The 12,357-nt window shown below is 71.3% G+C and carries 12 protein-coding genes; 3 read left to right on the top strand and 9 right to left on the bottom strand.

The genetic code is table 11. From position 1 onward, the window contains the following. Window positions 1-45 precede the first annotated feature (45 nt). Window positions 46-1,017: an LLM class flavin-dependent oxidoreductase gene (locus ACN9M0_RS26545; protein ID WP_426404321.1), complete on the top strand. Its 972-nt coding sequence runs from the start codon at window positions 46-48 to the stop codon at window positions 1,015-1,017. 104 nt (window positions 1,018-1,121) lie between these two features. Here the strand turns inward: ACN9M0_RS26545 and ACN9M0_RS26540 are convergent, their stop codons facing one another. The 4 genes from ACN9M0_RS26540 to ACN9M0_RS26525 form a co-directional block, all read right to left on the bottom strand. Next, window positions 1,122-2,555, bottom strand: a complete 1,434-nt coding sequence (locus tag ACN9M0_RS26540; protein WP_366038746.1) for a sugar porter family MFS transporter — start codon at window positions 2,553-2,555, stop codon at window positions 1,122-1,124. Between the two features lie 182 nt (window positions 2,556-2,737). Further along, a complete protein-coding gene (gene smc, locus ACN9M0_RS26535; RefSeq protein ID WP_366038747.1) occupies window positions 2,738-6,274 on the bottom strand; it encodes a chromosome segregation protein SMC in 3,537 nt (1,178 codons plus the stop codon). Window positions 6,275-6,503: 229 nt separating this feature from the next. Then, the gene (locus tag ACN9M0_RS26530; protein ID WP_030690660.1) at window positions 6,504-6,722 is read right to left on the bottom strand and encodes a hypothetical protein; all 219 of its coding nucleotides are present in this window, start codon (window positions 6,720-6,722) and stop codon (window positions 6,504-6,506) included. Between the two features lie 389 nt (window positions 6,723-7,111). Next, entirely contained in the window at window positions 7,112-7,393 is a 282-nt protein-coding gene (locus tag ACN9M0_RS26525; RefSeq protein ID WP_366038748.1) for an acylphosphatase, read from the bottom strand. 192 nt (window positions 7,394-7,585) lie between these two features. Here ACN9M0_RS26525 and ACN9M0_RS26520 point away from each other — a divergent pair, with 192 nt between their 5' ends. Beyond that, window positions 7,586-8,518 (top strand): CAP domain-containing protein, encoded by a 933-nt coding sequence (locus ACN9M0_RS26520; protein WP_366038749.1) that lies wholly within the window; start codon window positions 7,586-7,588, stop codon window positions 8,516-8,518. Window positions 8,519-8,592: 74 nt separating this feature from the next. On the opposite strand, the gene ACN9M0_RS26515 is transcribed toward ACN9M0_RS26520, so the two are convergent. Further along, window positions 8,593-9,177: a flavodoxin family protein gene (locus ACN9M0_RS26515; protein ID WP_366038750.1), complete on the bottom strand. Its 585-nt coding sequence runs from the start codon at window positions 9,175-9,177 to the stop codon at window positions 8,593-8,595. A gap of 123 nt (window positions 9,178-9,300) precedes the next feature. Here ACN9M0_RS26515 and ACN9M0_RS26510 point away from each other — a divergent pair, with 123 nt between their 5' ends. Then, on the top strand, window positions 9,301-9,687 hold the full coding sequence (locus ACN9M0_RS26510) for a winged helix-turn-helix transcriptional regulator (RefSeq protein ID WP_366038751.1): 387 nt from the start codon (window positions 9,301-9,303) through the stop codon (window positions 9,685-9,687). A 4-nt stretch (window positions 9,688-9,691) separates the two neighbouring features. Here the strand turns inward: ACN9M0_RS26510 and mutM are convergent, their stop codons facing one another. From mutM to ACN9M0_RS26490, 4 genes are all read right to left on the bottom strand, one after another. Beyond that, window positions 9,692-10,552 (bottom strand): bifunctional DNA-formamidopyrimidine glycosylase/DNA-(apurinic or apyrimidinic site) lyase, encoded by an 861-nt coding sequence (gene mutM, locus ACN9M0_RS26505; RefSeq protein WP_366038752.1) that lies wholly within the window; start codon window positions 10,550-10,552, stop codon window positions 9,692-9,694. A gap of 142 nt (window positions 10,553-10,694) precedes the next feature. Continuing rightward, window positions 10,695-11,489 carry a ribonuclease III gene (gene rnc, locus ACN9M0_RS26500; RefSeq protein WP_366038754.1) on the bottom strand — a complete coding sequence of 265 codons (795 nt, stop codon included), beginning with the start codon at window positions 11,487-11,489 and terminating at the stop codon, window positions 10,695-10,697. Between the two features lie 19 nt (window positions 11,490-11,508). Then, window positions 11,509-11,682 (bottom strand): 50S ribosomal protein L32, encoded by a 174-nt coding sequence (rpmF, locus tag ACN9M0_RS26495; RefSeq protein WP_015036448.1) that lies wholly within the window; start codon window positions 11,680-11,682, stop codon window positions 11,509-11,511. A 2-nt stretch (window positions 11,683-11,684) separates the two neighbouring features. Further along, entirely contained in the window at window positions 11,685-12,338 is a 654-nt protein-coding gene (locus ACN9M0_RS26490; protein ID WP_366038759.1) for a YceD family protein, read from the bottom strand. Between the last annotated feature and the right edge of the window lie 19 nt (window positions 12,339-12,357).

The following is a 12,357-nucleotide window of genomic DNA, read 5'->3' as shown; positions in this document are numbered from 1 at the left end:
TCAGCTACTGTCCCCCTTCCGCGCACCAGCGAAGGGGGACTTCCCATGCCGTTCAGCGTCGTACGGTTCAACCTCGTCGATCCCCGCGCGACCCCGGACTCGCTCTCGGAGCGCTACCGGGCCGCGCTCGCCATGACCTCGTACGCGGACGAGCACGGGGTCGACACGGTGCAGACCGAGGAGCACCACGGGGTCGAGAACAACTGGCTGCCCTCCCCCTTCGCCTTCGCGGGCGCGGTCTTCGGCGCGACGCGCAGGATCGCGGTCACGGTCTCGGCGATCATCGGCCCGCTGCACGACCCGTTGCGCCTCGCCGAGGACATCGCGGTCCTGGACCTGCTGAGCGGCGGCCGGCTCGTGACGGTGGCGGGGATCGGCTACCGGCCGGAGGAGTACGAGGAGCGCGGGGTCGACTGGGGGCGGCGCGGCAAGCTCCAGGACCTGCTCCTGGAGACCCTGCTCACGGCCTGGACCGGGGAGCCGTTCACGTATCAGGGCCGTACGGTACGGGTCACCCCGCGGCCGTTCACCCGGCCGCATCCGATGCTCCTGGTCGGGGGCTCGTCGCGGGCGGCGGCGCGGCGGGCGGCCCGGCTCGGGCTGCCGTTCTTCCCGAGCGCGCACCTGCCGGAGCTCGAGACGTACTACCGGGAGCGGTGCGCGGAGTACGGCACGGAGGGCTGGACGATGATGCCGGCCGAGGTGACCCCGCTGCTGCACCTGTCGGAGGACCCGGACCGGGCCTGGGCGGAGTACGGGGAGCACTTCCTGCACGAGGCGCGGACGTACGCCTCCTGGCAGTCGAAGGACATCCGCTCGGCGGTGCGGTCGGCGGCGACGACGGTCGCGGAGCTGCGGGCGGAGGGGGTCTACCGGATCGTCACCCCGGAGGAGTGCCTGGCGCTCGGCCTGGAGAGCCTCGTGCTGCATCCGCTGTGCGGCGGGATGCCGGTCGAGGAGGGATGGCGGAGCCTGCGGCTGTTCTGCGACGGCGTACTGCCCCGGATCGCGGCCTGAGACGACGTACTGCCCCGGCTCGCGGCCTGAGACGACGTACTGCCCCGGCTCGGGGCGTGAGGCCTCGGCCGGGGCAGTCGTCGTGAGGAGAGGGGCAGCGGGGTTTAGCCCATCTCCTCCAACGCCTTGCCCTTCGTCTCCTTGACGTACCGCAGCACGAAGGGGATCGAGAGCACGGCGAAGACCGTGTAGATGATGTAGGTGCCGGAGAGGTTCCAGTCCGCGAGGGACGGGAAGCTCGCGGTGATGGCCCAGTTGGCGATCCACTGGGCGGAGGCGGCGACGCCGAGGGCCGCGGCGCGGATCCGGTTGGGGAACATCTCGCCGAGGAAGACCCAGACCACCACGCCCCACGAGAGGGCGAAGAAGAGCACGAAGACGTGGGCGGCGACGAGCGCCACGACGCCCTGCGTCTCGGGCAGCTTGCCGTCGACGAGGTCCGCGGAGAAGGCCCAGGCCTCGAAGGCGAGGGCGATCGCCATGCCGACCGAGCCGACGAGGGCGAGCGGCTTGCGGCCGACCCGGTCGACCAGGACCATCGCGATCACGGTGCCGATGATGTTGATGATCGACGTGGTGAACGAGTAGAAGAACGAGCTCGACGGGTCGACGCCGACGGACTGCCAGAGCGTCGAGGAGTAGTAGAAGGCGACGTTGATGCCGACGAGCTGCTGGAAGACCGAGAGTCCGATGCCGACCCAGACGATGGGCAGGAGCTTGAAGCGGCCGCCCGCGACCATCAGGTCCTTGAACGTGGACTTGTGCTCGCTGCGCATGGCCCGGTCGATCTCGGCGACGCGGTGGTCGAGGTCGACGCCATGGCCCTCGACCTCGGCGAGGACCTCCTTGGCCCGGTCGACCTTCCCGACGGAGATGAGGAAGCGGGGGGACTCGGGGATCGCGAAGGACAGCATGCCGTAGAGGAGGGCGGGGACGACCATCACGCCGAGCATCCACTGCCAGGCCTCGATGCCGCCGATCTCGCCGCGCTGGTCGCCGTCGGCGAGCTGGAGGATGCCGTAGTTGACCAGCTGGGAGATGGCGATGCCGATGACGATCGCGGCCTGCTGGAAGGAGCCGAGCCGGCCGCGGTAGGCGGCGGGGGCGACCTCGGCGATGTAGGCGGGGCCGATGACGGAGGCCATGCCGATGGCGAAGCCGCCGATGATCCGCCAGAGGGCGAGGTCCCAGAGGGCGAAGGGCAGCGCGGAGCCGACGGCGCTGACGGCGAAGAGCACCGCGGAGATCTGCATGCAGCGGATGCGGCCGATGCGGTCGGCGATCCGGCCGGCGGTGGCGGCGCCGATGGCGCAGCCGATCAGGGCGATGGCGATGACCTGCGCGAGGGTGCCGGAGCCGATGTCGTAGCGGTCGCGGATCGCCTCGACGGCGCCGTTGATCACGGAGCTGTCGTAGCCGAAGAGGAAACCGCCCATCGCGGCGGAGGCCGTGATGAAGATGACGTGGCCGAGGTGGTCCGGGTGGGCGGCTCGGCCTTCGGAAGGCGGCGGCGTGGGCGCCTGCGCGGTGCTGGTCACATGGACTCCTCGGTGGGGGGCAAGCCCTTCCAGTGGCGCACAACTTCACGCCGCTCACCACGTGAAGGTAAAAGCAACGTTGCAGAGACTATGCCTTCAAGTTTCGAAGTCAAGAGGCGATGTCGTGTGACTTTATGAGCACAGCGATGGGTCCTTGAGTTCAGAACTTGAACGTTCGCCCGTCAACGCAGCCGCTGGCTGATCACCTTCGAGACGCCGTCGCCCTGCATGGACACGCCGTACAGCGCGTCCGCGACCTCCATCGTCCGCTTCTGGTGCGTGATCACGATGAGCTGGGAGGACTCCTGGAGCTCCCGCATGATCCTGATCAGCCGCTGGAGGTTGGTGTCGTCGAGCGCCGCCTCGACCTCGTCCATCACGTAGAACGGGCTGGGCCTGGCCTTGAAGATCGAGACGAGGAGCGCCACGGCGGTGAGCGAGCGCTCGCCGCCGGAGAGCAGCGAGAGCCGCTTGACCTTCTTGCCCGGCGGGCGGGCCTCCACCTCGACGCCGGTGGTGAGCATGTTGTCCGGATCGGTGAGGATCAGCCGGCCCTCGCCGCCCGGGAAGAGCCGCGAGAAGACGCCCTCGAACTCGCGGGCGGTGTCCCGGTAGGCCTCGGTGAAGACCTGCTCGACGCGCAGGTCGACCTCCTTCACGACCTGAAGCAGGTCGGTACGGGTCTTCCTCAGGTCCTCCAGCTGCTCCGAGAGAAACTGGTGCCGCTCCTCCAGGGCCGCGAACTCCTCCAGGGCCAGCGGGTTGACCTTGCCGAGCTGGTGGTACGCCCGTTCGGCGGCCTTCAGCCGCTTCTCCTGCTCCGAACGGACGAACGGGCGCGGCTCGTCCCGCGCGTCCTCGTCCCGTGTCTCCCCCTCCGCGGCCGGCGACGGGGGCACGGGCTGGTCGGGGCCGTACTCGGCGACCAGGGCGGTCGCCTCCACGCCGAACTCCTCCAGGGCCTTCGCCTCCAGCTGCTCGATCCGCAGCCGCTTCTCGGCGCCGAGAACCTCGCCCCGGTGCACGGAGTCGGTCAGCTTGTCGAGCTCGGCCTTGAGGTCCCGGCCCCGGACGCGGGCGACCGTCAGGCCCTGCTCCCGGTCGGCGCGCGCCGCCTCGGCCGCCGCCCGCTCCCGCTCGGCGCGGACCAGCGAGACCTCGACATGGGCCAGGAGCGCGCGGGCACCGGCGGCGACCGCGCCGGCGACCCGCTCCTCGTGGCGCAGCCGGGCCCGGCGCTGCTCGGCACGCGCGCGTGCCTCCCGTTCGGCGCGGGCGGCCCGGTCGAGCGAGTCGGCCCGTCCGGCGAGTCCCTTGACCCGCTCCTCGTGGGTACGGACCTGGAGCCGCGCCTCCATCTCGGTCTGGCGCGCGTGGGACCCGTCGGCCGCGAGCCGGTCGCGCGTGGAGGTGTCGGGCTCGTCCTCGGCCGGCATCTCCTCGGCCACGAGGAGCCGTTCGGCCAGCTCCTCGGCTTCAGCGGTCGCCTTCTCCAGGGCCTCCTGGGCGCGGGCGGCGGCCGCGGCGGTCCGCTCGGCCTCCCCCGCCGCTCCCCTGGCCTGCCCGGCGAGCCGTCCGAGACGCTGGGCGACGGCGGACCTCTCGCGCTCGCCGGCGCGGCGGCGGGTGTCGAGCTCCTCGACGAGCGCGCCGGCGGTACGGCGCCGCTCGTCGGCCTCCTGCAGTGCGGCCGCCGACTCCTCGCACCGCACGCCCAGTTCGTCGAGCTCGGCGGCGGCCTCGGCGACCGAGGCCTGTACTTCGAGGAGGCTGGGCGCCCCGGCGGAGCCGCCCTGCGCGAAGTGCGCCCCGAGCAGGTCCCCCTCGGTGGTGACGGCGGTCAGCGCGGGCCGGGTCCTGATCAGCTCGGTGGCCTCGTCGAGGTCCTCGACGACCACGATTCCGGCGAGCAACCGGCGGACGGCGCCGAGGAGTTCGCGGGGCCCCCGGACCAGGTCGGCGGCGTACCGGTATCCCTCGGCGACGGGCAGCGGGTCCGGTTCCGGGGCTCCGCTCAGGACCAGGGTGGCCCGGCCCGCGTCCTGCTTCCGCAGCAGGCGCAGGGCTTCGGCGGCGGCGGAGGGTCCGTCGGCGGCGACCGCGTCGGCGGCCGCGCCGAGGGCGGCGGCGACGGGGATCTCGTACCCCGGGGTGACGGTGAGGAGTTCGGCCGCCGGGCCGAGGAGTCCGCTGAGCCCCGCGGAGAGCAGTGCGCCCGTGCCGTCCTTGCGGCGCAGCCCGAGGGCGAGGGTGTCGTGCCGGGCCCGGGTCGCGGCGCGGCGGCGTTCGGCGGCGCCGGCGGCCTCGCGTGCGGCGCTCAGCGCGGCCTCGGCGTCGGCGAGTTCGCGGCGGGCGGCCTCGTACCGCTCGCAGTGTTCGGTGTCCTCCGCGTCGAGACCGTCGACCTCGGCCTTGAGCTGCTCGTACTCCTCCTGGGCGGCCGTCGCCCGCTCCGCCGCCTCGTCGCGGGTGGCGGCGAGGCGGTCGATCTCGGCCTGGGCGGCGGCGGCGCGCGAGCGGGCCGCGTTGACCTGGCCGTGCAGCCGGGCGAGGCCCTCGCGCCGGTCCGCGATGGCGCGGGCCAGGTCCTTCAGGCGGCGCTCCTCGTCCGCGAGCGTCCGCTCCAGGTCGGCGCGGTGGGCGACGGTGTCCTCCAGGGCCCGTTCGGCGGCCTCCAGGGCCGCTTCGAGCTCCGCCTCCTGTGCGCGAACCCGGGCGGCCTCCCGCTCCAGGTCCTCCGGGTCGCGGCCGCGCCGCTCCTCGGCGGGCGCGGTGGTGGCGCTCTTCACGCGCGCGTCGGCCAAGGAGACGGTGCCGCGTACGCGTTCGGCGAGCTGGGAGAGGGCGTACCAGTTCTGCTGCGCGCGCTCCAGGCGGGGCACGAGGGTGCGGGCCTCCGCCTCCAGCTCGGCCTCCCGGGCGAGGGCGGCGCGCAGCTCGGCCTCGGTGGTCTCCTTGCGGGCGAGCAGGGCCGCCTCGTCGGCGACCTCGGCCGTGAGCGCCGTCTTGAGGTGGACGAGGTCGTCGGCGAGGAGGCGGAGCCGGGCGTCGCGCAGGTCGGCCTGGATGACGACGGCGCGGCGGGCGACGGCGGCCTGCCGGCCGAGCGGCTTGAGCTGGCGGCGGAGTTCGTCGGTGAGGTCCTGCACGCGCGCGAGGTTGGCCTGCATCGCGTCCAGCTTCCGCAGCGCCTTCTCTTTGCGCTTGCGGTGCTTGAGGACGCCGGCGGCCTCCTCGATGAAGGCGCGGCGGCCCATCGGGTCGGCGTGCAGCACGGAGTCGAGCTGTCCCTGTCCGACGATGACGTGCATCTCGCGTCCGATGCCGGAGTCGGAGAGCAGGTCCTGGAAGTCGAGCAGCCGGCAGGTGTCGCCGTTGATCTGGTACTCGCTGCTGCCGCCGCGGAACATGATCCGGGTGAGGGTGACCTCGGCGTAGTCGATGGGCAGCGCGCCGTCGGAGTTGTCGATGGTCAGCGAGACCTCGGCGCGGCCGAGCGGCGGGCGCCCGGTCGTGCCGGCGAAGATGACGTCCTCCATCTTGCCGCCGCGCAGCGACTTGGCGCCCTGCTCGCCCATGACCCAGGAGAGGGCGTCCACGACATTGGACTTGCCCGATCCGTTGGGTCCCACGACACAGGTGATTCCCGGCTCGAACCGCAGCGTGGTGGCCGAGGCGAACGACTTGAATCCGCGGAGTGTCAGGGCCTTGAGGTGCACTCCGGGGACTCTACCGGGGCCCGTGCGTTTCGCCCGCTATGGCATGGGGCAGATCCTCGGATGAGGAGGGGTGGGACGCGGGGGAAACAACAGGTGAAAGAGTGAAGGGACGCCGAAGCGCCCCTTGCGTGTCCAGCTGTCGTGCACGTGCGTCGATCCGCACGATCAGCTGTGTTGTTCGGCTGCGCCGACGAGAATGCTTTCCACCTGGCCCCTGGGGGCTGGGTTGTCAGGTGAGCGCAGGCTCTGCCTGGGGTACGTCGAGGTCGATGCTGTTCAGCAGCGACTCTCCCTGGTGCTGAGCGGCGGCAGCGGCGAGCGTGTCGTTCTCGGACTGGATCCGTACCAGCTCGGATTCGAGGTCCTGGACGCGCTGCTGAAGCCGTCGCATCTCGGCGAGGAGTCGCGGGTCGGAGCCGCCGACGTAACCGAGAAGCGCCTTTGCCATGATGGATGGTCCTCCACAATGAGTGACCGACCGAAGCGGTGTGGGTCGTGAGGGATTCGCACCCGCGGTGCTCGGCAGTACTGCTTGTCGTGCCGGTTCCACTGCCAAACAGCTAAGGTGCGCGGGGATTCCAGCGTCTCACCAAAAAGTTTGACGGTCAACACGATCACGCCCCGTTTGAAGGGCTACCGAGGAGTCCACGGCCGCTCAGCGGGCGGCGGGGCCTTCGAACTCGGTGCCTCGGGGGCGTCGCGATCATTCTTACCGGGCAGCCTTGCACGCCCGGCGTCACTTGGCAACCATCAGGCCGTTCGCTGGTCACACCCCTGTTACCGCCCGTCCGCCCGGTACCGCTCTCGGTCACCGGACGGGGTGTCGGAGCGTGATCGTCAGCGGATGGCGAAGCCGTCGTAGCCGCCGCGCGGGGTGTCCCAGATCTCGGTGACGCCGTCCACGCGTCCGGGTGTGTCGTCGGAGTGGAGCCAGCCGAGCAGACGGTGGCAATTCTCACGCGGCCCCTCGGCCACCACCTGTACCCGGCCGTCGTCGAGGTTCAGGGCGAAGCCCACCAGGCCGCCGATCTCCAAAGCGTTTGCCCTGGTGAACCAGCGGAAGCCCACTCCCTGTACCCGGCCGCGCACCCAGGCGGTCATCCGTACGTCGTCACTCATGGCTGCACGCTAACCGGCGGATTGCCAGATGAGCACATCGCCCCTGCTTTACATGGCGTACAGTCCCGACCGAACACGCCTCACCCGTTCGGGCGCCCGCCGTTCGACTGTCGATCCGACATCGGTACCGACAGCAAAGATCAGCAAAGCCCGGCAAAGACCAGTGAAGACCAGCAGAGGAAGGCAGAGCAGATGGGACGCCACCGTCGCTCCGGCGCCGCACCCGCCGCAGAAGACTACGCGGCCGGTTCGGGCCACCCTCAGCGGGGTGCCCGCCGCCGCCGGCCCGTGCGGACCGGCCTCCTCGGCGCCTCCGCGGCGGTCGCGGTCGGCGCCGTCGCCGTCGCCTCGGGCCTGCTGCCCGGCGGGGACACCTTCACCGTCGGCAGCGCCGGTACGAGCGAGCGCCAGGTCCAGTCCCGGCAGGCCCCGGAGCTGACGACGCAGGGCGGGTCCACGCAGACTCCGACCGGCGAGTCGGGCGGTACGAGCAAGAACGCGGGCACGGGCAGGACCACCGCCGCCTCCCCGTCCGCGAAGCCGTCCGCGAAGCCGTCCACGAAGCCCTCGGCGAAGCCGAGCCCGAAGGTCACCCCGAAGCCGACCCCGACGAAGACGCGGACGGCCGCTCCGAAGCCCGTGCCGACCAGGACCTCGGCCGCGCCCACGACGCAGGCGCCCGCGCCGAAGCCGGCCCCGACCACGGCGGCGCCGACCCGGACCACGGTCACCTCCACCGCCGACCGGGGCGCGGCCGCCGAGGCCGAGGTCCTGCGCCTGGTCAACACCGAGCGCGCCAAGGTGGGCTGCACCCCGGTCCGCGCTGACGCACAGCTCGCCTCGCTGGCCGGCGCGTTCAGCGCGGACATGGCGACCCGCGGCTTCTTCGACCACACGGACCCGGACGGCGACACCCCGTGGGTCCGCGCGCAGCAGGCGGGCATCTCGGGCATGGGCGGCGAGAACATCGCGCGCGGCCAGGTGGACGCGGCGGCGGTGATGGCGTCCTGGATGAACAGCGACGGCCACCGCGCCAACATCCTGAACTGCGACTTCACCACTCTGGGCGTCGGTGTCGCCTTCGGCGACGGCGGCCCCTGGTGGACACAGGACTTCGGCTACTGAGACGGGCGAGAACGAGAGGGCCCCGTCACCTTCGTGGTGACGGGGCCCTCTCGTGTGTGAGGACGCCAGGGGCGTCAGGCGGCGGCCTTGCCGGTCGCGAAGGTGCGGGCGGTCTGCGCGACGCGGCGGCCGAGGTGTTCGGCGGTGGCGACGTCGGCCTTGTGGACGCCCTCGGGGCCGAGGTCGGTGTGGGTCTGGGCGCCGGCGCCGGAGAAGAAGCCGAGGCGGTTGAGGTCGTTCTCGGAGGCCTCGCTGCTGTTCCAGCCGGGCTTCAGGCCGAGGTTGACCCAGGTCATGCCGTGCTGGCCGGCGAGGGTCTGGAAGAACTGCAGGGTGTGCAGCTTGTCGCCGCTCTTGGAGCCGGAGTTGGTGAAGCCCGCGGCGAGCTTGTCCAGCCAGGCGTCGGTGAACCAGCGCTTCGAGGTGGCCTCGGCGAACTGGTGGAAGGCGCCGGAGGCGGTGCCCATGTAGGTCGGGGAGCCGAAGACGATCGCGTCGGAGGCGTCGAGCAGCTCCCACTCGGCGTCGGTGATCCCGTCGACCTTGATCAGGTGGACGGTGGCGCCCGCGTCGGCGGCGCCGTCACGGACGGCCTCGGCCAGGACCGCGGTGTGGCCGTAGCCGGAGTGGTAGGCGATGGAGACGACGGGGGTGGTCACAGAGGGCTCCTCGAAGAGGTGTGCGGGGTGATGACCAGAAGTAGAGCACTAACTTTTGGATAGCGCAACCTGTGAGCTGGCGCACTCATGGCGGTAAGCGCTGTGCGGGAGTACGGTGGGGGCATGACTGACGACCTCGCCTACGACGTGTTCGCGCGCGCCTGTCCCTCGCGCGGCACGCTGGAGCACGTGACGGGCCGCTGGGGCAGCCTGACCCTGGGCGCCCTGCACGAAGGGACGTTCCGCTTCAACGAGCTGAGGCGCCGGGTCGACGGCGTGAGCGAGAAGATGCTGTCGCAGACCCTGCACGCCCTGGAGCGCGACGGCCTCGTCCACCGCGAGGCGCAGCCCACGAACCCGCCGCGGGTCGACTACCGGCTCACCCCGCTCGGCCGCGAGATCGCGGAGCGGCTGATCGGTCTGATCGAGCTGGTGGAGGGGCGGATGGACCAGGTCATCACCGCCCGCGAGAGTTACGACGCGGAGCGCGCCGAGACCGTCACCGCCTGACGGTTCAGGCGGTCGCGCGCGGCGGGCGCTGGCAGCGCGGGCAGAAGTAGCTGGACCGGTTCATCCACGCCCGCCGCCGCATCGGCGTACCGCAGCGGCGACAGGGCTCGTCCTCGCGTCCGTACGCGTCGAGCGAGCGGTCGAAGTAGCCGGACTCACCGTTGACGTTCACGTACAGGCTGTCGAAGCTGGTGCCGCCGGCGTCGAGCGCCGCGTTCATCACGTCCCTGACGTGCCCGAGGAGTTCGGCCGAGCGCGGCCGGGTCAGGGTGGCGGTCGGCCGGTCGTAGTGCAGCTTCGACCGCCAGAGCGCCTCGTCCGCGTAGATGTTCCCGACGCCGCTGATCAGCGACTGGTCGAGCAGTGCCCGCTTGACGGTGGTACGACGCAGCCGCAGCGCGCTCTGGAAGGCGGCGTCGTCGAACGCCGGGTCCAGCGGGTCGCGGGCGATGTGCGCGATGACGTCCGGAAGCCCGTCCGGGGTCTGGTCGTGGAGCGAGAGGCCGCCGAAGGTCCGCTGGTCGACGAAGCGGAGCTCGGTGCCGGCCGCATCGTCGAAGCGGACCCGGATGCGCAGGTGCTTCTCGTCCGGGGCGTCCCCCGGCTGGACGAGCAGCTGCCCGCTCATGCCGAGGTGTCCGAGGACGGCGGTGCCGGAGTCGGCGAGCGGCAGCCAGAGGTACTTGCCGCGGCGCCTGGCCACCTCGAAGCGCTGCCCCTTCAGCCGGGCCGCGAAGTCCTCGCCGCCCGCCGGGTGGCGTCGTACGGCCCTCGGGTGCAGCACCTCGACCTCGGTCACGGTCCGTCCGGCGACCCAGCGCTCCAGACCGCGCCGTACGACCTCGACCTCGGGCAGCTCGGGCACGGGACTCCTCCGAAGGGGGTACGGGGTGGTGGTCAGCCAGCCTACCGCCCGAGGCTTCCCCGGAAACGGCTCCGCCCGCCCCTGGCAGGGGCGGGCGGGAAGGACTCCGTCGAAGGAACGCGGGAGCTGCACGGGATCGTGGTCAGGCGGTGGCCGGGGTGGCCCCGTCCTTCCGGTCCTGCTCGGCGGTGGTGCCGGCGTCGGCCTCGGCCTTCGCCGCCGCCGCGCGCTCGTCCGCGGCCGCGCGGATCGCGCGCCACGCGGATTCCGCCGCCTGCTGTTCCGCTTCCTTCTTGCTGCGGCCGGTGCCGGTGCCGTACGAGACACCACCGACGCGGGCGGCAGCAGTAAAGGTCTTCTCGTGGTCCGGACCCTCTTCGGAGACGAGGTATTCCGGGACACCCAGACCCTCGGCCGCGGTGAGCTCCTGGAGACTGGTCTTCCAGTCCAGTCCGGCACCGAGGTTCGAGGACTTCTCGATCAGCGGGTCGAAGAGCCGGTGCACCAGCTCGGACGCCGCGTCGAGGCCCTGGTCGAGATAGACCGCGCCGATCACCGCTTCAAGGGTGTCGGCGAGGATGGACGCCTTGTCCCGGCCGCCCGTGCCCTCTTCGCCCCGGCCGAGCCGGATGAAGGAGCCGAGTTCGAGGCCGCGGCCGACCTCCGCCAGTGCGCGCGAGTTGACCACCGCGGCCCGCAGTTTGGCCAGCTGGCCTTCCGGCAGGTCGGGGTGGGTGCGGTACAGCGTGTCCGTGACCACCAGGCCGAGCACGGAGTCCCCGAGGAACTCCAGACGCTCGTTGGTGGGCAGACCGCCGTTCTCGTACGCGTACGAGCGGTGGGTCAGCGCACGCACCAGAAGGGCGGACTCGAGCTGATACCCGAGCCGCCCTTCCAGAAGCGTGTGGGACGAGGCTGCGCTGATGCTCTCAGACATCGTGCCTCTCACCAGCCACTCAGACCGAGAGGACCTGGCGCTTGTTGTAGGTGCCGCAGCTCGGGCACGCGATGTGCTGCAGCTTCGGCTCCTGGCAACGCTCACACGAAACCAGGGTGGGGACCGCAGCCTTCCACTGCGACCGGCGGTGGCGCGTGTTGCTGCGCGACATCTTCCGCTTCGGAACAGCCACGGCTACTTCTCCTGCTTCTCGGCGGCGCTTCGGACGTCCCCGTCAGAGGCTTTGCCGCTCATGTTGTCCTTCTCATCGGTTCCCAGCGAACCGGCGAGTCCCTGCAGTGCCGCCCAACGAATGTCGACGGCGTCATGGTGGTGGTCCGGGTTCTCGTTCAGGTTGGTCCCGCATTCGGAACACAGACCCGCACAGTCCTCCCGGCACACCGGCTGCATCGGCAGTGCGAGCACCACCGCATCACGCAGCACGGGTTCGAGGTCGAACATGCCGTCCTCGAGGGGGATCATGTCCTCGTCTGCCTCGGCTTCGTCGTCCGCGGCCGCCTTGGAGCGGCCCCGGTCGTCGGAGTCGGGGTACGAGAACATCTCCTGGAAGTCCACGTCGAGATCAAGCTCGACGGGCTCCAGACACCTTACGCACTCCCCCTCGGCCGATGCACGGGCGGTGCCTGTGACAAGCACCCCTTCCATGACCGACTCAAGACGGAGATCAATGTCCACCGGAGCGCCCTCGGGCACTCCGATGACTCCTTCGACGCCCAGGTCCCGGGGGGCCTCGATCGAACGCGAGATCCGCTGGAGGGCACCAGGACGCCGCCCCAGCTCGTGTGTGTCGAACACGAGGGGGTTGCGGTGGTCGAGGCGCGTGCTCAGGGTTCTTCCTGCTTTCGGA

It is taken from the genome of Streptomyces sp. R-07, assembly GCF_049913175.1.
GTDB lineage: Bacteria > Actinomycetota > Actinomycetes > Streptomycetales > Streptomycetaceae > Streptomyces.
The sequence above is the reverse complement of the archived record's forward strand: the minus strand, read 5'-3'. Positions and strand labels throughout refer to the sequence as shown.

What these genes read in the sequence shown, in the direction of transcription:
- ACN9M0_RS26545 (WP_426404321.1), top strand. Translation starts at nt 46, where the DNA reads ATGCCGTTCAGCGTCGTACGGTTCAACCTCGTCGATCCCCGCGCGACC.
- ACN9M0_RS26510 (WP_366038751.1), top strand. Translation starts at nt 9,301, where the DNA reads ATGACTGACGACCTCGCCTACGACGTGTTCGCGCGCGCCTGTCCCTCG.
- ACN9M0_RS26520 (WP_366038749.1), top strand. Translation starts at nt 7,586, where the DNA reads ATGGGACGCCACCGTCGCTCCGGCGCCGCACCCGCCGCAGAAGACTAC.
- ACN9M0_RS26525 (WP_366038748.1), bottom strand. Translation starts at nt 7,393, where the DNA reads ATGAGTGACGACGTACGGATGACCGCCTGGGTGCGCGGCCGGGTACAG.
- rnc (WP_366038754.1), bottom strand. Translation starts at nt 11,489, where the DNA reads ATGTCTGAGAGCATCAGCGCAGCCTCGTCCCACACGCTTCTGGAAGGG.
- ACN9M0_RS26530 (WP_030690660.1), bottom strand. Translation starts at nt 6,722, where the DNA reads ATGGCAAAGGCGCTTCTCGGTTACGTCGGCGGCTCCGACCCGCGACTC.